Source organism: Streptomyces sp. NPDC001204, from assembly GCF_053598035.1.
Genome location: NZ_JBSFJL010000021.1, coordinates 125,129 through 146,714 on the forward strand (window position 1 = coordinate 125,129; position 21,586 = coordinate 146,714).

Here is a 21,586-nt window from a genome sequence, read left to right on the forward strand (position 1 = left end):
TGTGAACGTGGAGCCGCCGCGAGTGTGCCGGGGCCGGTTTCATCCGGACCCTGCGGTCAGCGAGTGGTCCCCGGTGTGCCCAGCAGCCGCTCGACGTCGAGTGCGCCGCCGGCCGCGGTGAACTCGCGGGCCACCTCGGCGCGCAGTTCGGGGTCGGCCAGGAAGTCCGCGGCGGTGCGGGCGAGGGCGGCGGCGCCGTCCAGCGCCGTGCGGTCGGCCTCGGCGCCCGCCGTGCACGCGGCGAAGTCCGCCGTGTGCAGGGCGGTTCCGGCCGGTGCCACCGACAGCATCGGGTGGATGGCGGGGATCCGCACGCTGACGTTGCCGAGGTCGGTGGATCCGGACACGGCGTCCGGCGCGGCGCTGCCGGGCAGGACGGTGCGGCCTCGCCCGGTGAGGTGCAGGGCGAAGTGGGTGGCCAGCGCCTCGTTGCTGCGCACCGGCATGCAGGGCGGGCAGTCGTCCCAGCGCACGGTGACCTCGGTCCCGGTCGTCGAGGCGGCGCCCTCGAAGACCCGCTGGGCCCGTTCGGAGAGCTCCGCGAGCGCCTCGACGGTGCGGGCCCGCAGATAGAAGTGTGCGGCCGCCCGGTCGGGCACCACGTTGGGACGGGTCCCGCCGTCCGTGATCACACCGTGGATCCGGTCGGTGGGCGGGATGTGCTGCCGGAGCGCGGCGATCCCCTGGTACGCGGCGACCACCGCGTCCAGCGCGTTGACGCCCATGAACGGTGTGGCGGAGGCGTGCGCGGCAAGCCCCCGGTACTCCACGACGACCTCCCGCAGGCCCAGGTAGGGCGAGTCCGTCAGGTCGCCGCCGGCGAACGGGTGGATCATGACCGCGGCGTCCACGCCGTCGAACGCCCCGGCGCGGGCCATGGTCTCCTTGCCGGTGCCGTTCTCCTCCGCGGGGGTGCCCAGCAGCACCGCCGTGCCGCCGAGCGCGGGCATCACCCGGGCCAGCGCGAGGAAGGCGCCCACGCCGGACGCGCAGATGATGTTGTGGCCGCAGGCGTGCCCGATGCCCGGCAGGGCGTCGTACTCCGCCAGCACCGCCACGGTGGGCCCCTGCCCGGTGCCCGCGGTGGCGCGCAGCGCGGTCGGCAGGCCGTACACCCCGGTCTCGGCCTCGATGCCGTGCGACCGCAGCAGTCCGGCGACGCGCGCCACCGCGCGGTGCTCCTCGAAGCCGGGCTCCGGGTCCTGGTGCAGGGCGTGGCTCAGGGCGAGCAGGGCCTCCCGGTCCTCGGCGACGGCGGCGTCGATCCGGGCGTGCAGCTCCTGGCCGGCCCCGGTGTACGGGGACTCCCAGGCTTTGGCCTGCTCGGCCGCGCGGGCGGCCTTGCGGGCCAGTTCCTCCAGGTGCGCGCGGCCCGCGGTGCTCGCCGCGGGGGCGACGGCTGTCGCTGACATCAGGCCTCCATCAGGGTGGGTGTGGCGGTGAGTTCGGCGCCCTCCGACTCCTCGGGCGCCCGGTGCAGCAGGACGCAGACCACGCTGACCACCGCCATGCCGAGGAAGAGCAGGGCCACCGGTGTCCAGTCGGTGCCGGAGGGGCCGGCCAGCCACTGGGCGAGGGCCGGGGTGGTGCCGCCGCCGACCAGCCCGGCGAGCTGGTAGCTGAGGGAGAGCCCGGTGTAGCGGATCCGGGGCGCGAACCACGTGGTGATCATGGTGCCGATGGTGGCGTAGGCCACGGTGCTGGCCAGCATGGCCAGACCCATGCCCGCCCAGAGACCCGGGATGGTGCCGATGTCGGCGAGCCAGAACATCGGGAACGCCACCAGCAGGTGCGAGAGGAGCCCGATCAGGGTGACCCGGCGGACCCCGAACCGGTCCGCCAGCATCGCCGAGACCGGCGTGAAGACGATCACCACGAGCGAGCAGAAGATCCCGGCGGTGGAGACCTGCGCCTCGCTGAAGTGCAGGTGGTCGAGGGCGTAGACGGACATGAAGGTGACGATGACGTAGTAGCCGCCGACGGTGACCAGGAAGGCTCCGGAGGCCAGCAGCCAGGGGCGCCACGCGGTGCGGATCACGCCGACCAGCGGGATCTGCCGGGCGGACTCCTTCTCCTGATCGGCGCGCTTCTGCGCCTCGCCGAACTCCGGGGACTCCTCCAGCTGGCTGCGGATCAGCAGCCCGGTGATCACCAGCAGGCTGGAGAGGAGGAACGGGATTCGCCAGGTCCAGCTGATGAGCGCGTCATGGCCCGGCAGGGAGGCCAGCGCGAACACGCCGGTGGCGAGGAAGAAGCCGACACCGTCGCCGATCTGCGGGAAGGAGCCGTACAGGGCCCGGCGCCTGGGCGGTGCGCTCTCGACCGCGTACAGGACGGCGCCGCCCCACTCGCCGCCGACCGCCAGCGACTGGAGGATGCGGACGACCAGCAGCAGCGCGGGGGCGAGGGCGCCGGCGGAGGCGTAGCCGGGGAGCAGACCGATGAGGAAGGTGGAGACGCCCATCAGCAGCAGGGAGCCGATCAGTGCCTTCTTGCGCCCGTAGCGGTCGCCGATGTGGCCGAAGAGGATCGCGCCGAGCGGCCGTCCGAGGGAGCCGACGGCCAGGGTGGCGAACGAGCTGAGCACGGCCAGTGCGTGGTTCATCTCGGGGAAGAACAGCTTGGGGAAGACCAGGGCCGCCGCCGTGCTGTAGATGCCGAAGTCGTACCACTCCACGCTGGTGCCGATGAGGGTGGCGGTGGCGATCCGCAGCGGGCTGCGACGCTTGCTGGGACCGTCGGTCCCGGGTGGTCTGCGGAGGGCTGTGCTCATGGACCGGCTCCTTTGCGAGAGGGGGGCGGCCCGTCCGACGTGGGGAGGGGGTACGAGCGACGCCCGGCTGGGTGGGAGGGTGCACCCGCCAATGGGTCCGTCCGAACCCATAGCCCGGGACGCTATTGTCGCCGCCAAGGGGTGTCAATAGGGTCTGAGTCGATTCCATTTCTTTGAACGGGCATTTACCCGAGGACGGAGTTGGCGCGATGGCCAAGGAGACCCGGGCGGGTCAGCCGGTGCTCGCCGAGCAGACCCAGCGGCCTCCGTCCTGGGAGGTGGTCACCGACATCCTGCGCAAGCGCATCGCGCTCGGCGGCTTCGAACCCGGCAGCAGGATGCCCACCGAACGCGACCTCGCCACCGCTCTCGGCGTGGGACGCAACACCGTGCGCCAGGCCGTGCGGCAGCTTGCCGAGGAGGGTCTGGTGGTCACCACCCACGGACGCTCCGGTGGCACCAGAGTACGACCCGCCGCGTCGTCCGCCGCCGTCCAGGAGCGGGCGGCCGTCGCCGCGGACTTCCGCGCGACCATCCGTGACTACATGGAGTACCGGCAGACGATCGAGCCGGCCGCGGCCTCGTTCGCCGCGCTGCGCGGCTCCACCGCCGACCGCCGCGCGCTGGTGCGGATGCTCGACGAGGAGGTCGCCGACCTCGGGGCCTACCACCGGGTCGACTCGCGCTTCCATCTGGCCATCGCCGCCGCCGGGGGCAACGAGGTGCTGTGCGAGGCGGTCGAGCGGGCCCGCACGGACATGTTCGTCCGGGCCAATTCGCTGTGGCTGGACTCGGACTGGTCCGTGGTCTACCGGGGCGGCCAGGACCTGGCCCAGGTCTTCCGGGACGAGCACCGTGCCATCGCGCTGGCGGTCCTGGCCGGGGACGCCGAGGCGGCCGAGGCCCGAATGCGAGAGCATCTGGCGGACTCCCGCGACCAGTTCCTGGCCCTCCTGACGCACTACGAGGAGGGCGACGGCTGACCGCACGGCCGACTGGGGCGGACAAATGAGCGCGTGTTGACCCGGAGTGCGGTGCGGGCTAGCTTCAGTAATGGATCCGGTGGGATCCATTACCGTAGGCGTTCCCTCGGAGGCACCGTGCACAGCCATGACGAAGCGCTCACCAAGGTGGTCATCGACCACGTCCAGCACCGCCTGGCCCTCGACCCGGTGCCGCTGGGCAGACTCGGCGACGCCGCGGAACTCGAGACCGCCCTCAAGGAGGCCATCGGCAGCGGTCCCGTGGCCGCCGACGACGTGCTGCGCCTGTACGCCGAGCACATCGAGCCCACCGTGGTCTCCTGCGACAGCCCGCGCTTCCTCTCCTTCATCCCCGGCGCCCCCACCAAGGCCGCCGCCCTGTTCGACATGGTGCTGTCGGCCTCCTCCCTGCACGGTGTGTCCTGGCTGGAGGCCTCGGGCGCCATCGCCGCCGAGAACCAGGTGCTCCGGCTGCTCGCCGACCTCGCCGGCCTGCCCGCCCAGGCGGGCGGCTGCTTCGTGAGCGGCGGCTCGGCGGGCAACCTCTCCGGCCTCGTCGTCGCCCGCGACACCGCCCGCACCGCCGCCGGCGATCCGGTCGCCCGCCCCCGGATCGCGGTCAGCTCCCAGGCGCACTCCTCGATCGGCAACACCCTGCGCATCATCGGCGTGGAGGCCCTGGTCGTCCCGGTCGACGACCACCGCCTCACCGGAGAGGCCGTGCGCGCCGCCCTCGCCGCCGACCCGTCCCCCGAGGACGTCATCGCCGTCGTCGCCACGGCCGGCACCACCAACGCCGGCATCATCGACGACCTCACCGGCATCGCCGAGGTCGCCCGGGAGTACGGCCTCTGGTTCCACATCGACGCGGCCTACGGCGGCGGCGCGCTGTTCTCCCCGGAGCTCCGCGAGAAGTTCGCCGGCATCGAGCACGCCGACTCCCTGGTCGTCGACCCGCACAAGTGGATGTACGCGCCCTTCGACTGCGGCGCCCTCCTCTACAGAGACCCCGCCCTGGCCCGCGCCGTGCACACCCAGGACGCCTCCTACCTGGACTGCATCCACACCGACGCCCCGCAGGAGTGGAACCCCAGCGACTACGCCTACCACCTCACCCGGCGCCCCCGCGGCCTGCCGCTGTGGTTCTCCCTGGCCGTCAACGGCACCGACGCCTACCGTGACGCCGTCGACGCGACCCGCCGCGTCGCCCTGGAGTCGGCTCGCCTGATACGCGCCGCCGACGGCCTCGAACTGATCCGCGACCCCGAGCTCTCCGTCGTCCTGTTCCGCCGCACGGGCTGGACCCAGGGCGACTACTACGCCTGGTCGAAGGAGCTGCTGGAACGCCAGATCGCCTTCGTGACGCCCACCGTCTGGGAGGGAGAGACGGTGGCCCGCTTCGCCTTCCTCCACCCCGGCATCACCCTCGACGCGGTCCGCGAGATCCTCGCCACCATGACCGGCTCCGCCAACTGACGACGACGGCAGACCGGCCCCCCGCCGGCCCGGCCCGAGGCGGTCGGGTCGGGGGCAGGCGGCCTCCTCCGCCCGAAGGCGTACTCCCAGGCCCGGTTCAGGAACGTACTGCCTTCATGGCCGCGTCCAGGACGGTGCTCAGCTCCCGCAGGGCTTCCCTGGCCACGGCCGGGTCCTCGTGCTCCGGATTGACGTACACAGTGGAAAGCCGACGCCTCGACTGCCCGTCCCGCCGAGCGTCGTGGCCAGGCGGGACAGCGGCTTGGCGTAGACGGTGACCGCAGCCGCGACGATGGTCGGGACGACGGCCAGGGCCAGGGAGCCGAGGAGGGCCGGCCACTGGCGCAGTTCGCTGTGGCAGACGGAGCTGTTCCGCTGGAAGGGGGCGAGCGGCGGCCCCTCGCGGCGCGGGTCGCTGGTGGAGCCCCAGAGGGAGGCGGCGGCGCCGTACGAGGAGACCATCAGGACCATGAGGGCGCCCCACATCGCCAGCGCGACCATCACCCAGGCGGTCGATCACTTCTCCATGCGCTCGGCGTCCCGGAGCACCCCGTCGGCCCCGCCGCCCTTCGGTGTCCACCGGCACCGGCCGGCTCCCCGGTGCCCTTCGCGTCGGCTGCCGTCACCCTGTCCCCCCGTGTCGGTGTGCGCGTGTTCCGTCGCCGCCCGACCCTGGCCCGACCGCGCCGCCGGGCGGCCGCTGGTTTGACCTGCGTCACCTGCGGGGTAATATCCCCGGCTCGATTGGCCAGGCCCCGGCCCACTGTGGCAGACTGTCCGAGTTGCTCGGTCGAGCGTTGATGCCGCGCGCCTCCCGCCGGGAGGACTGGAAGCGAGTCCCACGGTACTCGTCGCCCTAACTGCCTCACGGCAGCGCTGGGGCGGACGTACGGGAATCTTCCGGGAAGCGTGGGTGCGACACAGACCAGGCACCCGGTGGGCCTTCGCCCCCGGCTCGCGGTACCGGTAGGGCCGTGTGCAATCCCGAAGGATGTTCGAACAAGGGGCATTCATGTCAGCGGGAGCGCGACACGCCCGACCGCGTGGGTCGGAGAGGGTCGAAGGGACATCGGGTTCCGGAGCGTATAAAGAGACAGGACTACGGAGTAGCCATGGCGGGACAGAAGATCCGCATCCGGCTCAAGGCCTACGACCACGAGGTCATCGACTCCTCGGCGAAGAAGATCGTCGAGACGGTGACCCGTACTGGTGCGTCGGTCGCGGGCCCGGTGCCGCTGCCCACTGAGAAGAACGTGTACTGCGTCATCAAGTCGCCGCACAAGTACAAGGACTCGCGCGAGCACTTCGAGATGCGCACGCACAAGCGCCTGATCGACATCCTCGACCCGACCCCCAAGACCGTTGACTCTCTGATGCGACTCGACCTCCCGGCCGGTGTCGACATCGAGATCAAGCTCTGAGGCCGGTGATCTGAGAGATGACCAAGCAGATCAAGGGCATCCTGGGCGAGAAGCTCGGCATGACGCAGGTCTGGGACGAGAACAACCGTGTCGTCCCGGTGACCGTCGTCAAGGCCGGCCCCAACGTCGTCACCCAGGTTCGTACGAACGACGTCGACGGCTACGAGTCGGTCCAGATCGCCTTCGGCGAGATCGACCCGCGCAAGGTGAACAAGCCCCTCAAGGGTCACTTCGCGAAGGCCGACGTCACCCCCCGTCGTCACCTCGTCGAGATCCGCACCGCGGACGCCGCCGAGTACACCCTCGGCCAGCAGATCACCGCTGAGGTGTTCGAGGCCGGCGTGAAGGTCGACGTCACCGGCAAGAGCAAGGGCAAGGGCTTCGCCGGCGTCATGAAGCGCCACAACTTCCGTGGCCTCGGCGCCGGGCACGGCACCCAGCGCAAGCACCGCTCGCCCGGTTCCATCGGCGGCTGCGCCACGCCGGGCCGTGTGTTCAAGGGCCTCCGCATGGCGGGTCGCATGGGCAACGAGCGGGTCACCACCCAGAACCTGACCGTCCACGCCGTTGACGCGGAGAAGGGTCTGCTGCTCATCAAGGGCGCGGTTCCCGGTCCGAACGGCGGCCTCGTCCTGGTCCGCACCGCGGCCAAGGGGGCCTGAGGTAACCGATGAGCACTGTTGACATCCTTTCGCCGGCGGGCGAGAAGGCCGGTACCGTCGAGCTCCCCGCGGAGATCTTCGGCGTTGAGAAGGTCAGCGTCCCGCTGATCCACCAGGTCGTCGTCGCGCAGCTGGCCGCGGCCCGTCAGGGCACGCACAAGACCAAGACTCGTGGCGAGGTCCGCGGCGGTGGCAAGAAGCCGTACCGCCAGAAGGGCACCGGTCGCGCCCGTCAGGGTTCGACCCGCGCGCCGCAGTTCGCCGGTGGTGGCGTCGTCCACGGCCCGCAGCCGCGTGACTACTCCCAGCGGACCCCGAAGAAGATGAAGGCCGCGGCCCTGCGCCACGCCCTCACCGACCGGGCCCGCCACAACCGCATCCACGTCGTCTCCGGCGTGGTCGAGGGTGAGACCGCCTCCACCAAGGCCGCCCGGACGCTGTTCGGCAAGATCTCGGAGCGCAAGAACCTGCTCCTGGTCGTCGACCGCGCCGACGAGGCCGCGTGGCTGTCCGCCCGCAACCTGCCCCAGGTCCACATCCTGGAGCCGGGCCAGCTGAACACGTACGACGTTCTCGTCTCGGACGACGTGGTCTTCACCAAGGCCGCTTTCGAGTCCTTCGTCGCCGGCCCGCAGGCCAACGACACCGAAGGGAGCGAGGTCTGATGGCCATCCGTCACCCCGCTATCGCCTCGAAGGCCGCCAAGGCCGCCAAGGCCGCGCGCGTCGCCAAGGCGCGTCGCCACGCCACCGAGGGCAAGAACACCGTCGAGACCCCGCTGAGCAAGTCGTACACGGACCTCCGTGACGTCCTGCTGAAGCCGGTCGTCTCGGAGAAGAGCTACGCGCTCCTCGACGAGAACAAGTACACGTTCATCGTCGACCCGAACGCCAACAAGACCCAGATCAAGCAGGCCGTCCAGGCGGTCTTCGACGTCAAGGTCACCGGGGTCAACACGATCAACCGCCAGGGCAAGCGCAAGCGGACCAAGACCGGCTTCGGTCAGCGTGCCGCCACCAAGCGAGCGATCGTGACCCTCGCCGAGGGCGACCGTATCGACATCTTCGGCGGTCCGACCGCCTGAGGGCGGTCCGGATCGTCCGATATCGGACGAGGACTGAGAAATGGGAATCCGCAAGTACAAGCCGACTACGCCGGGCCGTCGTGGCGCCAGCGTCGCCGACTTCGTCGAGGTCACGCGGTCCACGCCGGAGAAGTCGCTGGTCCGTCCTCTGCACAGCAAGGGCGGCCGTAACAATTCCGGTCGTGTGACCGTTCGCCACCAGGGTGGCGGACACAAGCGCGCCTACCGCGTGATCGACTTCCGTCGTCACGACAAGGACGGCGTGCCGGCGAAGGTCGCGCACATCGAGTACGACCCCAACCGCACCGCGCGTATCGCGCTGCTGCACTACGCCGACGGCGAGAAGCGCTACATCCTCGCGCCGCGCGGCCTGTCGCAGGGCGACCGCGTCGAGAACGGCCCCGCGGCCGACATCAAGCCGGGCAACAACCTGGCGCTGCGCAACATCCCGGTCGGTACCACGATCCACGCGATCGAGCTCCGTCCCGGTGGCGGCGCCAAGTTCGCCCGCTCCGCCGGTGCCTCCGTGCAGCTGCTCGCGAAGGAGGGCTCGATGGCCCACCTCCGCATGCCCTCCGGTGAGATCCGCCTGGTCGACCAGCGCTGCCGCGCCACGGTCGGCGAGGTCGGCAACGCCGAGCAGAGCAACATCAACTGGGGCAAGGCCGGCCGTAAGCGGTGGCTGGGCGTCCGCCCGTCCGTCCGTGGTGTGGTCATGAACCCGGTGGACCACCCGCACGGTGGTGGTGAGGGCCGGACCTCCGGTGGCCGCCACCCGGTGTCCCCGTGGGGCAAGAAGGAAGGCCGTACTCGTTCGCCCAAGAAGGCGTCGAACAAGTACATCGTCCGCCGCCGCAAGACGAACAAGAAGCGCTAAGGACGGGTTGAGATGCCTCGTAGCCTGAAGAAGGGGCCCTTCGTCGACGACCACCTGATCAAGAAGGTGGACGCCCAGAACGAAGCCGGCACCAAGAACGTCATCAAGACCTGGTCCCGCCGCTCGATGATCATCCCGGCCATGCTGGGCCACACGCTGGCGGTGCACAACGGCAAGACCCACATCCCGGTGTTCGTCACCGAGTCGATGGTCGGCCACAAGCTCGGCGAGTTCTCGCCGACGCGCACCTTCCGGGGTCACGTCAAGGATGACCGGAAGTCGAAGCGCCGCTAAAGCGGATCGCATTCAGACACGTAAGTAACTGAAGGGACAACCATGGAAGCCAGGGCCCAGGCGCGGTACATCCGCGTCACGCCCATGAAGGCCCGCCGCGTGGTGGACCTCATCCGTGGCATGGACGCCACGGAGGCCCAGGCCGTCCTGCGATTCGCTCCGCAGGCTGCCTCGGTTCCGGTTGGCAAGGTGCTCGACAGCGCCATCGCCAACGCCGCGCACAACTACGACCACTCCGACGTCGACTCGCTGTTCATCTCCGAGGCGTACGTCGACGAGGGCCCGACCCTGAAGCGGTTCCGTCCGCGTGCCCAGGGCCGTGCCTACCGGATCCGCAAGCGGACCAGCCACATCACCGTGGTCGTCAGCAGCAAGGAAGGAACCCGGTAATGGGCCAGAAGGTAAACCCGCATGGGTTCCGGCTCGGTGTCACGACCGACTTCAAGTCGCGTTGGTACGCCGACAAGCTGTACAAGGACTACGTCAAGGAAGACGTCGCCATCCGTCGGATGATGACGTCCGGCATGGAGCGCGCCGGCATCTCCAAGGTGGAGATCGAGCGCACCCGTGACCGTGTCCGCGTGGACATCCACACCGCGCGTCCGGGCATCGTCATCGGCCGCCGTGGCGCCGAGGCCGACCGCATCCGCGGCGACCTCGAGAAGCTCACGGGCAAGCAGGTCCAGCTGAACATCCTCGAGGTCAAGAACCCCGAGACGGACGCTCAGCTGGTGGCCCAGGCCGTTGCCGAGCAGCTCTCCTCCCGCGTCTCCTTCCGCCGTGCCATGCGCAAGAGCATGCAGTCGGCGATGAAGGCCGGCGCCAAGGGCATCAAGATCCAGTGCGGTGGCCGCCTCGGCGGCGCCGAGATGTCCCGCTCGGAGTTCTACCGCGAGGGCCGTGTGCCCCTGCACACGCTCCGCGCGAACGTGGACTACGGCTTCTTCGAGGCCAAGACGACCTTCGGCCGCATCGGTGTGAAGGTCTGGATCTACAAGGGCGACGTCAAGAACATCGCCGAGGTCCGCGCCGAGAACGCCGCCGCCCGTGCGGGCAACCGCCCGGCCCGTGGTGGCGCCGACCGCCCGGCCCGTGGTGGCCGCGGTGGCGAGCGGCGCGGTCGCAAGCCGCAGCAGCAGTCGGCTCCGGCCGCCGAGGCCCCCAAGGCCGACGCTCCGGCCGCTGCCGCTCCGGCTGAGAGCACCGGAACGGAGGCCTGACCGAAATGCTGATCCCCCGTAGGGTCAAGCACCGCAAGCAGCACCACCCGAAGCGCAACGGTATGTCCAAGGGTGGAACGCAGGTTGCGTTCGGCGAGTACGGCATCCAGGCGCTGACCCCGGCCTACGTGACGAACCGCCAGATCGAGGCGGCTCGTATCGCGATGACCCGCCACATCAAGCGTGGCGGCAAGGTCTGGATCAACATCTACCCGGACCGTCCGCTGACCAAGAAGCCCGCCGAGACCCGCATGGGTTCCGGTAAGGGTTCGCCGGAGTGGTGGATCGCGAACGTCAAGCCCGGCCGGGTGATGTTCGAGCTGTCCTACCCGAACGAGAAGATCGCCCGTGAGGCGCTGACCCGTGCGGCCCACAAGCTGCCGATGAAGTGCCGGATCGTCAAGCGCGAGGCAGGTGAAGCGTGATGTCGGCCGGTACCAAGGCGTCCGAGCTGCGCGAGCTGGGCAACGAGGAGCTTCTGGGCAAGCTCCGCGAGGCCAAGGAAGAGCTGTTCAACCTCCGTTTCCAGGCGGCGACCGGGCAGCTCGAGAACCACGGCCGTCTCAAGGCGGTCCGCAAGGACATCGCGCGGATCTACACCCTGATGCGCGAGCGTGAGCTGGGCATCGAAACGGTGGAGAACGCCTGATGAGCGAGAAGAACGTGACTGAGAACGCAGAGGCGCGCGGCTTCCGCAAGACCCGTGAGGGTCTCGTCGTCAGCGACAAGATGGACAAGACCGTCGTCGTCGCCGTCGAGGACCGCGTCAAGCACGCGCTGTACGGCAAGGTCATCCGCCGTACCGAGAAGCTCAAGGCGCACGACGAGCAGAACGCCGCGGGTATCGGCGACCGCGTCCTCCTGATGGAGACCCGGCCGCTGTCCGCGACGAAGCGCTGGCGCGTCGTCGAGATCCTCGAGAAGGCGAAGTAAGAAGCGGGGGCACCGCCCCCGCTGACCCCCGCTGGGGGCTCCGCCCCCGGGCCCCGGCCCGGAACCGGCGAAGTCCCCGGCGCGGGTTTCCGCCTCCAGAGGTACAAGTAATTTCCTGCGGGAGCTACCCGCAGGACGGTTCCGCCAGGCTCGGCGAGGTCCGTACGTCACTTACGGACCTCGCCGGGAACCGGCAGACAATCAGGAGATAGACGTGATCCAGCAGGAGTCGCGACTGCGTGTCGCCGACAACACTGGTGCGAAGGAGATCCTTTGCATCCGTGTGCTCGGTGGCTCCGGTCGCCGCTACGCGGGCATCGGTGACGTCATCGTCGCCACCGTCAAGGACGCGATCCCCGGTGGCAACGTGAAGAAGGGTGACGTCGTCAAGGCGGTCATCGTTCGCACCGTCAAGGAGCGCCGCCGTCCGGACGGCTCGTACATCCGCTTCGACGAGAACGCCGCCGTCATTCTGAAGAACGACGGCGACCCTCGCGGCACCCGCATCTTCGGCCCGGTCGGCCGTGAGCTGCGCGAGAAGAAGTTCATGAAGATCATCTCGCTCGCGCCGGAGGTGCTGTAAGCATGAAGATCAAGAAGGGCGACCTGGTCCAGGTCATCACCGGTAAGGACAAGGGCAAGCAGGGCAAGGTCATCGCGGCCTACCCCCGCGAGGACCGGGTCCTGGTCGAGGGTGTCAACCGGGTCAAGAAGCACACCAAGGCCGGCCCGACCGCTCGCGGTTCGCAGGCCGGCGGCATCGTCACGACCGAGGCGCCCGTCCACGTCTCCAACGTCCAGCTGGTCGTTGAGAAGGACGGCAACAAGGTCGTCACGCGTGTCGGTTACCGCTTCGACGACGAAGGCAACAAGATCCGCGTTGCCAAGCGGACGGGTGAGGACATCTGATGGCTACCACCACCACTCCGCGTCTGAAGCAGAAGTACCGCGAGGAGATCGCGGGCAAGATGCGTGACGAGTTCAAGTACGAGAACGTCATGCAGATTCCCGGTCTCGTCAAGATCGTGGTCAACATGGGTGTCGGCGACGCCGCCCGTGACTCGAAGCTGATCGAGGGCGCCATCCGCGACCTCACCACGATCACCGGCCAGAAGCCGCAGGTCACCAAGGCCCGCAAGTCCATCGCGCAGTTCAAGCTGCGTGAGGGCCAGCCGATCGGTGCCCACGTCACGCTCCGTGGCGACCGCATGTGGGAGTTCCTGGACCGCACCCTGTCGCTCGCGCTGCCGCGCATCCGCGACTTCCGTGGCCTGTCCCCCAAGCAGTTCGACGGCCGTGGCAACTACACCTTCGGTCTCACGGAGCAGGTCATGTTCCACGAGATCGACCAGGACAAGATCGACCGTACCCGGGGCATGGACATCACCGTGGTCACCACGGCGACCAACGACGCTGAGGGCCGCGCGCTCCTTCGTCACCTCGGCTTCCCGTTCAAGGAGGCGTGAGCGAGATGGCGAAGAAGGCTCTGATTGCCAAGGCTGCTCGCAAGCCCAAGTTCGGTGTGCGTGGCTACACCCGCTGCCAGCGCTGCGGCCGTCCGCACTCCGTGTACCGCAAGTTCGGCCTGTGCCGCGTGTGCCTTCGTGAGATGGCTCACCGTGGCGAGCTGCCGGGCGTGACCAAGAGTTCCTGGTAACAGCCCACTTGGGTTGAACCAGGACTCTCGGTAAGCAACTGGGGTCGGCAGGAGGCCCACCTCACATGCCTTAGGCTTGTGGGGTTGGGCGCCTGCCGCGCCCTTACGACTTACTACGCCGTAGGTCCACCGCGCCGCACCCGTCCCGTCTCGGATCGGGGAGAGGGATGGCGCACCAGGAAACCCCGGCGAGAGAGGCCGAAGGCCAATTCATGACCATGACTGATCCGATCGCAGACATGCTTACGCGTCTGCGGAACGCGAACTCGGCATACCACGACAGCGTGTCGATGCCGCACTCGAAGATCAAGTCGCACATCGCGGAGATCCTCCAGCAGGAGGGCTTCATCACGGGCTGGAAGGTCGAGGACGCCGAGGTCGGCAAGAACCTCGTCCTGGAGCTGAAGTTCGGCCCCAACCGTGAGCGCTCCATCGCGGGCATCAAGCGGATCTCCAAGCCCGGTCTCCGGGTGTACGCGAAGTCCACCAACCTGCCGAAGGTGCTCGGCGGCCTCGGCGTGGCGATCATCTCCACGTCCCACGGGCTCCTCACCGACAAGCAGGCCGGCAAGAAGGGCGTGGGTGGGGAAGTCCTCGCCTACGTCTGGTAGCGGAAGGGAACGGAGGAAACAGCTATGTCGCGCATCGGCAAGCTCCCCATCGCGGTTCCCGCCGGCGTGGACGTCACCATCGACGGCCGTACGGTCGCGGTCAAGGGCCCCAAGGGCACGCTGACCCACACCGTCGTGGCGCCGATCGAGATCGCCAAGGGCGAGGACGGCACCCTGCAGGTGACCCGCCCCAACGACGAGCGTCAGAACAAGGCCCTGCACGGCCTGTCCCGCACGCTGGTGGCGAACATGATCACCGGCGTGACCCAGGGTTACGTGAAGAAGCTCGAGATCAGCGGTGTCGGTTACCGCGTGACGGCCAAGGGTTCGAACCTGGAGTTCGCGCTCGGCTACAGCCACCCGATCACCATCGAGGCGCCCGAGGGCATCACCTTCAAGGTGGAGACCCCGACCCGCTTCCAGGTCGAGGGCATCGACAAGCAGAAGGTCGGCGAGGTTGCGGCCAACATCCGCAAGCTGCGCAAGCCCGACCCGTACAAGGCCAAGGGCGTCAGGTACGAGGGCGAAGTCATCCGCCGCAAGGTCGGAAAGGCGGGTAAGTAAGCCATGGCATACGGGCAGAAGATCCTCAAGGGCGACGCCTACAAGCGCGCCGCGATCAAGCGCCGTCACATCCGGATCCGCAAGCGGATCTCCGGTACGGCGGAGCGTCCCCGTCTGGTCGTGACCCGCTCGAACCGCCACATCGTGGCGCAGGTGATCGACGACCTCAAGGGCCACACCCTGGCGTCGGCGTCCACGCTGGACACGTCGGTCCGCGGTGGCGAGGGCGACAAGTCCGCGCAGGCCAAGCAGGTCGGCGCCCTGGTCGCCGAGCGCGCCAAGGCCGCCGGCGTCGAGGCTGTCGTGTTCGACCGTGGTGGCAACCAGTACGCCGGGCGCATCGCCGCCCTGGCGGACGCCGCCCGCGAAGCCGGCCTGAAGTTCTGAGCCGGTTCCGAGCTAGCGGAAACAGAGAGAGGTAATTCCAATGGCTGGACCCCAGCGCCGCGGTGGCGGTGCCGGTGGCGGCGAGCGGCGGGACCGGAAGGGCCGTGACGGCGGCGCAGCTGCCGCCGAGAAGACCGCGTACGTTGAGCGCGTCGTCGCGATCAACCGCGTCGCCAAGGTTGTGAAGGGTGGTCGTCGCTTCAGCTTCACCGCGCTGGTCGTGGTGGGCGACGGTGACGGCACCGTGGGTGTCGGATACGGCAAGGCCAAGGAGGTGCCGGCCGCCATCGCCAAGGGTGTTGAGGAGGCCAAGAAGCACTTCTTCAAGGTCCCCCGGATCCAGGGCACCATCCCGCACCCGATCCAGGGTGAGAAGGCTGCCGGCGTCGTGCTGCTCAAGCCCGCGTCCCCCGGTACCGGCGTTATCGCCGGTGGCCCGGTGCGCGCCGTGCTCGAGTGCGCCGGTATCCACGACATCCTGTCGAAGTCGCTCGGCTCCGACAACCAGATCAACATCGTGCACGCGACCGTTCAGGCCCTGAAGGGCCTGCAGCGTCCCGAGGAGGTCGCGGCCCGCCGTGGTCTGCCGCTCGAGGATGTCGCTCCCGCGGCTCTGCTGCGTGCGCGTGCAGGGGCGGGTGCGTGATGGCGCAGCTCAAGATCACGCAGACGAAGTCCTACATCGGCAGCAAGCAGAACCACCGTGACACCCTGCGTACCCTGGGCCTGAAGCGCCTGGGTGACGTGGTCGTCAAGGAGGACCGCCCCGAGTTCCGCGGCATGGTGCACACCGTCCGCCACCTCGTGACGGTCGAGGAGGTCGACTGATCATGGCGGAGCAGAACCCGCTGAAGATCCACAACCTCCGTCCCGCCCCGGGCGCCAAGACCGCCAAGACCCGTGTGGGTCGTGGTGAGGCGTCCAAGGGTAAGACGGCCGGTCGTGGTACCAAGGGCACCAAGGCCCGCTACCAGGTTCCGGAGAGCTTCGAGGGCGGCCAGATGCCGCTGCACATGCGTCTCCCGAAGCTGAAGGGCTTCAAGAACCCGTTCAAGACCGAGTTCCAGGTCGTGAACCTCGACAAGCTGGCCGCGCTCTACCCCGAGGGTGGCGAGGTCACGGTCGAGGACCTGGTGGCCAAGGGTGCCGTTCGCAAGAACAGCCTGGTCAAGGTCCTCGGCCAGGGCGAGGTCTCCGTGGCGCTGCAGGTGACGGTGGACGCCGTCTCCGGCTCCGCCAAGGAGAAGATCACCGCCGCCGGCGGTTCTGTCACCGAGCTCGTCTGAGCCCGATGACGTAAAGCGGTCCCGACCGGGGGTACCTCACAATGAGGTATCCCCGGTTGGTCGTTCCACGGGAGGCAGTATCGCCGGTAAGGTGGCCTGCACCGTTATTTATCGTCGAACCTCACCACCGTCACCCTGACGCACTTGCGCGGGGTCGCAGGAGGCACCGTGCTCACCGGCTTCGCCCGGGCGTTCAGGACGCCCGACCTGCGCAAGAAGCTGCTCTTCACGCTCGGCATCATCGTGGTGTACCGCGTCGGTACCCACATCCCGATCCCGGGTGTCAACTACAAGGCCGTTCAGCAGTGTGTCAGCGAGGCCTCGGGCAACCAGGGTCTCTTCGGCCTGGTGAACATGTTCAGCGGCGGTGCGCTGCTGCAGATCACGATCTTCGCTCTGGGCATCATGCCGTACATCACGGCGAGCATCATCCTTCAGCTGCTGACCGTGGTGATCCCGCGGTTGGAGGCCCTCAAGAAGGAGGGCCAGGCCGGCACCGCGAAGATCACCCAGTACACCCGTTACCTGACGGTCGCGCTGGCCATCCTCCAGGGCACCGGCCTGGTGGCCACCGCCCGCAGCGGCGCCCTGTTCTCCGGGTGCTCGGCGGCCGGGAACATCGTCCCGAACCAGGCGATCTTCAACACGATCGTCATGGTGATCGTCATGACCGCCGGCACGGCCACGGTCATGTGGCTCGGTGAGCTCATCACCGACCGCGGTATCGGCAACGGCATGTCGATCCTGATGTTCATCTCGATCGCCGCCACTTTCCCGTCCGCTCTGTGGGCCATCAAGAAGCAGGGCAAGCTCGCCGAGGGCTGGATCGAATTCGGCACCGTCATCCTCGTCGGCCTGGTCATGGTCGGCCTGGTCGTCTTCGTCGAACAGGCACAGCGCCGAATTCCGGTGCAGTACGCCAAGCGCATGATCGGCCGCCGTTCCTACGGTGGTACGTCGACGTACATCCCGCTGAAGGTCAACCAGGCGGGCGTGATCCCCGTCATCTTCGCGTCGTCGCTGCTCTACATTCCGGCGCTCATCGCCCAGTTCTCCGGGGGCAACTCCGGATGGAAGACCTGGGTTCAGCAGAACCTGACCAAGGGCGACCACCCGATCTACATCACGATGTACTTCTTGCTCATCGTGTTCTTCGCCTTCTTCTATGTGGCGATCTCCTTCAACCCCGAAGAAGTCGCCGACAACATGAAGAAGTATGGTGGCTTCATCCCGGGCATCCGGGCTGGCCGACCGACCGCTGAGTACCTTTCGTACGTGCTCAACCGGATCACCTGGCCGGGTTCGCTGTATCTGGGCCTGATCGCTCTCGTACCGACAATGGCGTTGGTCGGCTTCGGGGCGAACCAGAACTTCCCCTTCGGCGGGACCAGCATCCTCATCATCGTGGGTGTCGGACTCGAGACGGTGAAGCAGATCGAGAGCCAGCTCCAGCAGCGCAATTATGAAGGGTTCCTCCGCTGATGCGAATCGTCCTCGTCGGACCGCCGGGTGCCGGCAAAGGAACACAGGCGACGCGCCTGGCCGGGAAGCTGAGCATTCCGCACATCTCCACCGGTGACCTGTTCCGCGCCAACATCAGTCGGCAGACGGAGCTCGGCAAGCTCGCGAAGTCCTACATGGACGCCGGAAACCTGGTGCCCGACGAGGTCACCATCGCGATGGCCAAGGACCGCATGGAGCAGCCCGACGCCGAGGGCGGCTTCCTGCTGGACGGTTTCCCGCGCAATGTGTCGCAGGCCGAGGCGCTGGACAAGCTGCTCCAGGGCGAGGGCATGAAGCTGGACGCGGTCCTCGACCTCGAGGTCCCCGAGGACGAGGTCGTCAAGCGCATCGCGGGTCGCCGCACCTGCCGCAACGACTCGGCGCACGTCTTCCACGAGACGTACAGCCCGCCGAAGAAGGAGGGCGTCTGCGACGTCTGCGGCGGTGAGCTGTACCAGCGGGACGACGACTCCGAGGAGACCGTGCGCAAGCGGCTGGAGGTCTACCACACGCAGACCGAGCCGATCATCGACTACTACCGGGCGCAGGGCCTGGTCGTGACGATCTCCTCGCTCGGTCCGGTGGACGAGATCACGCAGCGCGCGCTGGAGGCGCTGAAGCGCGACTGACCGCGCTGCTCGGCCGCGGTTCCCCCTGGGGGCCGCGGCCGACGTGTGCACGGCGCCGGTGCGGCCGTCCCCCGGGCCGTGCCCCGGACGCCCGCACCGCCCTGGACGGCCTCGTTCCCGCATGCTGGACGGGTCCGGTTCCGCCCCCCGTATTGTTGAACGCGTCCGTCATTGTTGAACGCGTCCGTCTTCCTTCCGGTCCCAGAAAGGCCGTAGTCCCCATGGTGCAGATCAAGTCCCCCGAGCAGATCGCCAAGATGCGTGCGGCGGGGCTGGTCGTCGCCGCCATCCACGCGGCCACCAGGGAGGCGGCCGTGCCCGGGGCGACCACCAAGGACCTGGACCAGGTGGCCCGCAAGGTGCTCGCCGAGCACAACGCCAAGCCGAACTTCCTCGGCTACGGCGGCTTCCCCGCGACGATCTGCACCTCCGTGAACGAGGTCGTCGTCCACGGCATCCCCTCCGACGACGTCGTCCTCAAGGACGGGGACGTCATCTCCATCGACTGCGGCGCGATCATCGACGGCTGGCACGGCGACGCGGCCTTCACCGCGTTCGTCGGCTCCGGTCACTCCCCGGAGCTGGTCGAGCTCTCCCGGGTGACCGAGGAGTCGATGTGGGCCGGCATCGCCGCCATGAAGCAGGGCAACCGGCTGGTCGACATCTCCCGCGCCGTCGAGACGTACATCCGCCGCCAGCCGAAGCCGGGCGGCGGTCGCTACGGGATCATCGAGGACTACGGCGGCCACGGCATCGGCACCGAGATGCACATGGACCCGCACCTGCTCAACTACGTCGACCGGCGGCGCGGCAAGGGCCCGAAGCTGGTCCCCGGCTTCTGCCTGGCCATCGAGCCCATGGTCTCCCTGGGCACCCCGAAGACCCACGTCCTCGAGGACGACTGGACGGTCATCACCACGGACGGCACCTGGTCCTCCCACTGGGAGCACTCGGTGGCCCTGACCGAACAGGGTCCCCTGGTCCTGACGGCCCCGGACGGCGGCAAGGCGAAGCTGGCCGAGTACGGCATCACGGCCGCGCCGGACCCGCTGGCCTGAAAGAGTTCCGCCCGCCTTACGGCCGCCGGTCCGGGTCGGACCCGGCCGCATGATGATCTCGAAGCTGGGGCAGACTTTCTCGATTCGTCTTTCGCGGAGGGCTGACGTAGACTGACTCGTCGGCTCTCATGTATTCGCATGTCCGCATGCGGGACATGGGGTCGATCAAGGTAGTCGATTCGAAGGGCGAAGCGTGGCCAAGAAGCAAGGTGCCATCGAGATCGAGGGCACTGTCGTCGAGTCTCTGCCGAACGCCATGTTCAGGGTCGAGCTCCAGAACGGCCACCAGGTCCTGGCACACATCAGCGGCAAGATGCGCATGCACTACATCCGCATCCTCCCTGACGACCGGGTCGTGGTGGAGCTTTCTCCGTACGACCTCACGCGTGGCCGGATCGTCTACCGGTACAAGTAGATCTTGCCCAGGCTCCACGTTCCACCGGGGGGCCGCCGGCAACTGACCCGGAGAACCTCACATCCCATGAAGGTCAAGCCGAGCGTCAAGAAGATCTGCGACAAGTGCAGGGTGATCCGCCGTCACGGCCGGGTCATGGTCATCTGCGACAACCCGCGCCACAAGCAGCGCCAGGGCTGACGCACGAGCGACCGCACCCTCTGCACTCTCATCGCAGAGATTCGCGCGACGCGAGCTGAATATGTTCATACGCAGGACCCGAGCCGCGGCGCGGCTCGACACCCCCGGTTCGGAGGCCGGGGACCCGGTTCGTACCTGGTACGGCGGCCGGGAATCGGTCCTGCGGAAGACCTCCGAAGATCAACTGGAGCCATTGAATGGCACGCGTTTCCGGTGTTGACATCCCGCGCGAAAAGCGCGTGGAGGTCGCCCTCACCTACGTGTTCGGCATCGGCCGGACCCTCTCCCAGCAGACGCTGGCCGCCACCGACATCGACCCGAACACCCGCGTTCGCGACCTCTCCGAGGAGCAGCTCGTCGCGATCCGCGAGTACGTCGACAACAACATCAAGACCGAGGGTGACCTCCGTCGCGAGATCCAGGCCGACATCCGCCGCAAGGTCGAGATCGGCTGCTACCAGGGTCTGCGTCACCGCCGCGGTCTGCCCGTCCGCGGTCAGCGCACCAGCACCAACGCCCGCACCCGCAAGGGCCCGCGTCGCGCCATCGCCGGCAAGAAGAAGCCGGGCAAGAAGTAGTCCGCAGCGACACTCGCCGTCCAGCGGTCTTCGCTGTAGGACCGACCACCTCCCGTAGGAGTTTTCGACATGCCCCCCAAGGGACGTCAGGGCGCTGCCAAGAAGGTGCGCCGCAAGGAAAAGAAGAACGTCGCTCACGGCCACGCGCACATCAAGAGCACGTTCAACAACACCATCGTTTCGATCACCGACCCGTCCGGCAACGTGATCTCCTGGGCCTCCGCCGGCCACGTCGGCTTCAAGGGCTCCCGGAAGTCCACGCCGTTCGCCGCGCAGATGGCCGCCGAGTCGGCCGCGCGCCGCGCCCAGGAGCACGGCATGCGCAAGGTCGACGTGTTCGTCAAGGGTCCGGGCTCCGGCCGTGAGACCGCGATCCGCTCCCTGCAGGCCACCGGTCTCGAGGTCGGCTCCATCCAGGACGTCACCCCGACCCCGCACAACGGCTGCCGCCCGCCGAAGCGCCGCCGCGTCTGAGCACGGCTGCTTCACGCCGGTTTCCGGGCGGTACGGCCCTTTTGGGCCGTGCCGCCCGTACCCTTGCAGTACCCGCACCTTTTTTCTGGTGCGGCCCTGTCGGGCGTCATATAGCGGGCGCCCACGACTGAAGGATCTGATCCGCACATGCTGATCGCTCAGCGACCCTCGTTGACCGAAGAGGTCGTCGACGAGTTCCGCTCCCGGTTCGTGATCGAGCCGCTGGAGCCGGGCTTCGGCTACACCCTCGGCAACTCCCTCCGCCGCACCCTCCTGTCGTCGATCCCCGGCGCTGCTGTCACCAGCATCCGCATCGACGGCGTCCTGCACGAGTTCACCACCGTGCCGGGCGTCAAGGAGGACGTCACCGACCTGATCCTCAACATCAAGCAGCTGGTCGTCTCCTCGGAGCACGACGAGCCGGTCGTGATGTACCTGCGCAAGCAGGGCCCGGGTCTGGTCACCGCCGCCGACATCGCGCCGCCGGCCGGTGTCGAGGTGCACAACCCCGACCTGGTCCT

The 21,586-nt window shown here is 68.4% G+C and carries 33 protein-coding genes and 1 pseudogene; 31 read left to right on the plus strand and 3 right to left on the minus strand.

What is annotated here, in order from left to right:
• Positions 1-56: 56 nt before the first annotated feature.
• Both ACWC91_RS26585 and ACWC91_RS26590 read right to left on the minus strand, forming a co-directional pair.
• Positions 57-1,412: a M20 family metallopeptidase gene (locus tag ACWC91_RS26585; protein ID WP_225077997.1), complete on the minus strand. Its 1,356-nt coding sequence runs from the start codon at positions 1,410-1,412 to the stop codon at positions 57-59.
• Entirely contained in the window at positions 1,412-2,773 is a 1,362-nt protein-coding gene (locus tag ACWC91_RS26590; RefSeq protein ID WP_225077996.1) for an MFS transporter, read from the minus strand. The genes ACWC91_RS26585 and ACWC91_RS26590 overlap by 1 nt, the downstream gene beginning before the upstream one ends.
• Before the next feature lie 209 nt (positions 2,774-2,982).
• Between ACWC91_RS26590 and ACWC91_RS26595 the strand changes: the two genes are divergently transcribed.
• Together ACWC91_RS26595 and ACWC91_RS26600 are read left to right on the plus strand one after the other, a co-directional pair.
• Positions 2,983-3,756, plus strand: coding sequence for a FadR/GntR family transcriptional regulator (locus ACWC91_RS26595; RefSeq protein WP_225077995.1), 774 nt, complete (start codon positions 2,983-2,985; stop codon positions 3,754-3,756).
• Positions 3,757-3,873: 117 nt separating this feature from the next.
• Positions 3,874-5,232, plus strand: a complete 1,359-nt coding sequence (locus ACWC91_RS26600; protein WP_376500836.1) for a pyridoxal phosphate-dependent decarboxylase family protein — start codon at positions 3,874-3,876, stop codon at positions 5,230-5,232.
• A 138-nt stretch (positions 5,233-5,370) separates the two neighbouring features.
• Here ACWC91_RS26600 and ACWC91_RS26605 read toward each other — a convergent pair whose 3' ends face one another.
• Positions 5,371-5,733, minus strand: a complete 363-nt coding sequence (locus ACWC91_RS26605; RefSeq protein ID WP_450641848.1) for a hypothetical protein — start codon at positions 5,731-5,733, stop codon at positions 5,371-5,373.
• 611 nt (positions 5,734-6,344) lie between these two features.
• Between ACWC91_RS26605 and rpsJ the strand changes: the two genes are divergently transcribed.
• The 29 genes and pseudogenes from rpsJ to ACWC91_RS26750 all read left to right on the plus strand — a co-directional run.
• Positions 6,345-6,653 (plus strand): 30S ribosomal protein S10, encoded by a 309-nt coding sequence (gene rpsJ, locus ACWC91_RS26610; protein WP_003948644.1) that lies wholly within the window; start codon positions 6,345-6,347, stop codon positions 6,651-6,653.
• Between the two features lie 17 nt (positions 6,654-6,670).
• Positions 6,671-7,315, plus strand: a complete 645-nt coding sequence (gene rplC, locus ACWC91_RS26615; RefSeq protein ID WP_100569740.1) for a 50S ribosomal protein L3 — start codon at positions 6,671-6,673, stop codon at positions 7,313-7,315.
• An 8-nt stretch (positions 7,316-7,323) separates the two neighbouring features.
• The gene (rplD, locus tag ACWC91_RS26620) at positions 7,324-7,980 is read left to right on the plus strand and encodes a 50S ribosomal protein L4 (RefSeq protein WP_225077992.1); all 657 of its coding nucleotides are present in this window, start codon (positions 7,324-7,326) and stop codon (positions 7,978-7,980) included.
• The gene (rplW, locus tag ACWC91_RS26625) at positions 7,980-8,399 is read left to right on the plus strand and encodes a 50S ribosomal protein L23 (RefSeq protein WP_141359376.1); all 420 of its coding nucleotides are present in this window, start codon (positions 7,980-7,982) and stop codon (positions 8,397-8,399) included. Before rplD ends, rplW begins: the two co-directional genes overlap by 1 nt.
• Before the next feature lie 40 nt (positions 8,400-8,439).
• A complete protein-coding gene (gene rplB / locus ACWC91_RS26630) occupies positions 8,440-9,276 on the plus strand; it encodes a 50S ribosomal protein L2 (RefSeq protein ID WP_141359375.1) in 837 nt (278 codons plus the stop codon).
• A 12-nt stretch (positions 9,277-9,288) separates the two neighbouring features.
• A complete protein-coding gene (gene rpsS / locus ACWC91_RS26635) occupies positions 9,289-9,570 on the plus strand; it encodes a 30S ribosomal protein S19 (RefSeq protein ID WP_018543910.1) in 282 nt (93 codons plus the stop codon).
• Between the two features lie 42 nt (positions 9,571-9,612).
• Positions 9,613-9,960: a 50S ribosomal protein L22 gene (gene rplV, locus ACWC91_RS26640; RefSeq protein ID WP_225077991.1), complete on the plus strand. Its 348-nt coding sequence runs from the start codon at positions 9,613-9,615 to the stop codon at positions 9,958-9,960.
• A complete protein-coding gene (gene rpsC / locus ACWC91_RS26645; RefSeq protein WP_100569745.1) occupies positions 9,960-10,790 on the plus strand; it encodes a 30S ribosomal protein S3 in 831 nt (276 codons plus the stop codon). The genes rplV and rpsC overlap by 1 nt, the downstream gene beginning before the upstream one ends.
• Positions 10,791-10,795: 5 nt before the next feature.
• Positions 10,796-11,215: a 50S ribosomal protein L16 gene (gene rplP, locus ACWC91_RS26650; protein WP_009190136.1), complete on the plus strand. Its 420-nt coding sequence runs from the start codon at positions 10,796-10,798 to the stop codon at positions 11,213-11,215.
• Entirely contained in the window at positions 11,215-11,439 is a 225-nt protein-coding gene (gene rpmC, locus ACWC91_RS26655) for a 50S ribosomal protein L29 (RefSeq protein WP_018564811.1), read from the plus strand. Before rplP ends, rpmC begins: the two co-directional genes overlap by 1 nt.
• Positions 11,439-11,723 (plus strand): 30S ribosomal protein S17, encoded by a 285-nt coding sequence (gene rpsQ, locus ACWC91_RS26660; protein ID WP_141359372.1) that lies wholly within the window; start codon positions 11,439-11,441, stop codon positions 11,721-11,723. The genes rpmC and rpsQ overlap by 1 nt, the downstream gene beginning before the upstream one ends.
• Positions 11,724-11,937: 214 nt before the next feature.
• Entirely contained in the window at positions 11,938-12,306 is a 369-nt protein-coding gene (gene rplN, locus ACWC91_RS26665; protein ID WP_003998823.1) for a 50S ribosomal protein L14, read from the plus strand.
• Positions 12,307-12,308: 2 nt separating this feature from the next.
• Positions 12,309-12,632, plus strand: coding sequence for a 50S ribosomal protein L24 (gene rplX, locus ACWC91_RS26670; protein WP_030967306.1), 324 nt, complete (start codon positions 12,309-12,311; stop codon positions 12,630-12,632).
• A complete protein-coding gene (gene rplE, locus ACWC91_RS26675; protein WP_116148543.1) occupies positions 12,632-13,189 on the plus strand; it encodes a 50S ribosomal protein L5 in 558 nt (185 codons plus the stop codon). Before rplX ends, rplE begins: the two co-directional genes overlap by 1 nt.
• Before the next feature lie 5 nt (positions 13,190-13,194).
• Positions 13,195-13,380 (plus strand): type Z 30S ribosomal protein S14, encoded by a 186-nt coding sequence (locus ACWC91_RS26680; protein WP_003948630.1) that lies wholly within the window; start codon positions 13,195-13,197, stop codon positions 13,378-13,380.
• Positions 13,381-13,592: 212 nt separating this feature from the next.
• Positions 13,593-13,991, plus strand: coding sequence for a 30S ribosomal protein S8 (rpsH, locus tag ACWC91_RS26685; RefSeq protein ID WP_014674378.1), 399 nt, complete (start codon positions 13,593-13,595; stop codon positions 13,989-13,991).
• Between the two features lie 24 nt (positions 13,992-14,015).
• Positions 14,016-14,555 carry a 50S ribosomal protein L6 gene (gene rplF / locus ACWC91_RS26690; RefSeq protein ID WP_225077990.1) on the plus strand — a complete coding sequence of 180 codons (540 nt, stop codon included), beginning with the start codon at positions 14,016-14,018 and terminating at the stop codon, positions 14,553-14,555.
• A gap of 3 nt (positions 14,556-14,558) precedes the next feature.
• Complete coding sequence (gene rplR / locus ACWC91_RS26695) at positions 14,559-14,942, plus strand: 50S ribosomal protein L18 (RefSeq protein WP_059127182.1); 384 nt, start codon at positions 14,559-14,561, stop codon at positions 14,940-14,942.
• 40 nt (positions 14,943-14,982) lie between these two features.
• Positions 14,983-15,588 (plus strand): 30S ribosomal protein S5, encoded by a 606-nt coding sequence (gene rpsE / locus ACWC91_RS26700; protein WP_141359370.1) that lies wholly within the window; start codon positions 14,983-14,985, stop codon positions 15,586-15,588.
• On the plus strand, positions 15,588-15,770 hold the full coding sequence (gene rpmD / locus ACWC91_RS26705; protein ID WP_141359369.1) for a 50S ribosomal protein L30: 183 nt from the start codon (positions 15,588-15,590) through the stop codon (positions 15,768-15,770). Before rpsE ends, rpmD begins: the two co-directional genes overlap by 1 nt.
• A 2-nt stretch (positions 15,771-15,772) precedes the next feature.
• The gene (gene rplO, locus ACWC91_RS26710) at positions 15,773-16,228 is read left to right on the plus strand and encodes a 50S ribosomal protein L15 (RefSeq protein ID WP_141359368.1); all 456 of its coding nucleotides are present in this window, start codon (positions 15,773-15,775) and stop codon (positions 16,226-16,228) included.
• Between the two features lie 168 nt (positions 16,229-16,396).
• A complete protein-coding gene (gene secY, locus ACWC91_RS26715) occupies positions 16,397-17,710 on the plus strand; it encodes a preprotein translocase subunit SecY (protein ID WP_225078168.1) in 1,314 nt (437 codons plus the stop codon).
• The gene (locus ACWC91_RS26720) at positions 17,710-18,360 is read left to right on the plus strand and encodes an adenylate kinase (RefSeq protein ID WP_225077988.1); all 651 of its coding nucleotides are present in this window, start codon (positions 17,710-17,712) and stop codon (positions 18,358-18,360) included. Before secY ends, ACWC91_RS26720 begins: the two co-directional genes overlap by 1 nt.
• Positions 18,361-18,581: 221 nt before the next feature.
• A complete protein-coding gene (gene map, locus ACWC91_RS26725) occupies positions 18,582-19,418 on the plus strand; it encodes a type I methionyl aminopeptidase (protein WP_141359364.1) in 837 nt (278 codons plus the stop codon).
• A gap of 193 nt (positions 19,419-19,611) precedes the next feature.
• Positions 19,612-19,833, plus strand: a complete 222-nt coding sequence (gene infA / locus ACWC91_RS26730) for a translation initiation factor IF-1 (protein WP_004927214.1) — start codon at positions 19,612-19,614, stop codon at positions 19,831-19,833.
• 66 nt (positions 19,834-19,899) lie between these two features.
• Positions 19,900-20,013 (plus strand): 50S ribosomal protein L36, encoded by a 114-nt coding sequence (gene rpmJ / locus ACWC91_RS26735; protein ID WP_003974245.1) that lies wholly within the window; start codon positions 19,900-19,902, stop codon positions 20,011-20,013.
• Between the two features lie 197 nt (positions 20,014-20,210).
• Positions 20,211-20,591, plus strand: coding sequence for a 30S ribosomal protein S13 (gene rpsM, locus ACWC91_RS26740; protein WP_225077987.1), 381 nt, complete (start codon positions 20,211-20,213; stop codon positions 20,589-20,591).
• A gap of 69 nt (positions 20,592-20,660) precedes the next feature.
• Positions 20,661-21,065, plus strand: coding sequence for a 30S ribosomal protein S11 (gene rpsK, locus ACWC91_RS26745; RefSeq protein WP_003956432.1), 405 nt, complete (start codon positions 20,661-20,663; stop codon positions 21,063-21,065).
• Between the two features lie 147 nt (positions 21,066-21,212).
• A pseudogene (locus ACWC91_RS26750) lies at positions 21,213-21,586 on the plus strand (DNA-directed RNA polymerase subunit alpha); the annotation flags it as partial.

Coding starts and splice junctions, on each gene's coding strand:
- rplB (WP_141359375.1), top strand. CDS start 8,440: ATGGGAATCCGCAAGTACAAGCCGACTACGCCGGGCCGTCGTGGCGCC.
- rplD (WP_225077992.1), top strand. CDS start 7,324: ATGAGCACTGTTGACATCCTTTCGCCGGCGGGCGAGAAGGCCGGTACC.
- ACWC91_RS26590 (WP_225077996.1), bottom strand. CDS start 2,773: ATGAGCACAGCCCTCCGCAGACCACCCGGGACCGACGGTCCCAGCAAG.
- rplV (WP_225077991.1), top strand. CDS start 9,613: ATGGAAGCCAGGGCCCAGGCGCGGTACATCCGCGTCACGCCCATGAAG.
- ACWC91_RS26595 (WP_225077995.1), top strand. CDS start 2,983: ATGGCCAAGGAGACCCGGGCGGGTCAGCCGGTGCTCGCCGAGCAGACC.
- ACWC91_RS26680 (WP_003948630.1), top strand. CDS start 13,195: ATGGCGAAGAAGGCTCTGATTGCCAAGGCTGCTCGCAAGCCCAAGTTC.
- rpsH (WP_014674378.1), top strand. CDS start 13,593: ATGACCATGACTGATCCGATCGCAGACATGCTTACGCGTCTGCGGAAC.
- rpsK (WP_003956432.1), top strand. CDS start 20,661: ATGCCCCCCAAGGGACGTCAGGGCGCTGCCAAGAAGGTGCGCCGCAAG.
- rplE (WP_116148543.1), top strand. CDS start 12,632: ATGGCTACCACCACCACTCCGCGTCTGAAGCAGAAGTACCGCGAGGAG.
- rpsJ (WP_003948644.1), top strand. CDS start 6,345: ATGGCGGGACAGAAGATCCGCATCCGGCTCAAGGCCTACGACCACGAG.
- rplR (WP_059127182.1), top strand. CDS start 14,559: ATGGCATACGGGCAGAAGATCCTCAAGGGCGACGCCTACAAGCGCGCC.
- ACWC91_RS26720 (WP_225077988.1), top strand. CDS start 17,710: ATGCGAATCGTCCTCGTCGGACCGCCGGGTGCCGGCAAAGGAACACAG.
- rpsM (WP_225077987.1), top strand. CDS start 20,211: ATGGCACGCGTTTCCGGTGTTGACATCCCGCGCGAAAAGCGCGTGGAG.
- rplF (WP_225077990.1), top strand. CDS start 14,016: ATGTCGCGCATCGGCAAGCTCCCCATCGCGGTTCCCGCCGGCGTGGAC.
- rpmJ (WP_003974245.1), top strand. CDS start 19,900: ATGAAGGTCAAGCCGAGCGTCAAGAAGATCTGCGACAAGTGCAGGGTG.
- rpsE (WP_141359370.1), top strand. CDS start 14,983: ATGGCTGGACCCCAGCGCCGCGGTGGCGGTGCCGGTGGCGGCGAGCGG.
- rpsQ (WP_141359372.1), top strand. CDS start 11,439: ATGAGCGAGAAGAACGTGACTGAGAACGCAGAGGCGCGCGGCTTCCGC.
- ACWC91_RS26605 (WP_450641848.1), bottom strand. CDS start 5,733: ATGGTCGCGCTGGCGATGTGGGGCGCCCTCATGGTCCTGATGGTCTCC.
- ACWC91_RS26585 (WP_225077997.1), bottom strand. CDS start 1,412: ATGTCAGCGACAGCCGTCGCCCCCGCGGCGAGCACCGCGGGCCGCGCG.
- rplO (WP_141359368.1), top strand. CDS start 15,773: ATGGCGGAGCAGAACCCGCTGAAGATCCACAACCTCCGTCCCGCCCCG.
- rpsS (WP_018543910.1), top strand. CDS start 9,289: ATGCCTCGTAGCCTGAAGAAGGGGCCCTTCGTCGACGACCACCTGATC.
- rplX (WP_030967306.1), top strand. CDS start 12,309: ATGAAGATCAAGAAGGGCGACCTGGTCCAGGTCATCACCGGTAAGGAC.
- map (WP_141359364.1), top strand. CDS start 18,582: ATGGTGCAGATCAAGTCCCCCGAGCAGATCGCCAAGATGCGTGCGGCG.
- rplP (WP_009190136.1), top strand. CDS start 10,796: ATGCTGATCCCCCGTAGGGTCAAGCACCGCAAGCAGCACCACCCGAAG.
- rpsC (WP_100569745.1), top strand. CDS start 9,960: ATGGGCCAGAAGGTAAACCCGCATGGGTTCCGGCTCGGTGTCACGACC.
- rpmD (WP_141359369.1), top strand. CDS start 15,588: ATGGCGCAGCTCAAGATCACGCAGACGAAGTCCTACATCGGCAGCAAG.
- rplC (WP_100569740.1), top strand. CDS start 6,671: ATGACCAAGCAGATCAAGGGCATCCTGGGCGAGAAGCTCGGCATGACG.
- rpmC (WP_018564811.1), top strand. CDS start 11,215: ATGTCGGCCGGTACCAAGGCGTCCGAGCTGCGCGAGCTGGGCAACGAG.
- rplW (WP_141359376.1), top strand. CDS start 7,980: ATGGCCATCCGTCACCCCGCTATCGCCTCGAAGGCCGCCAAGGCCGCC.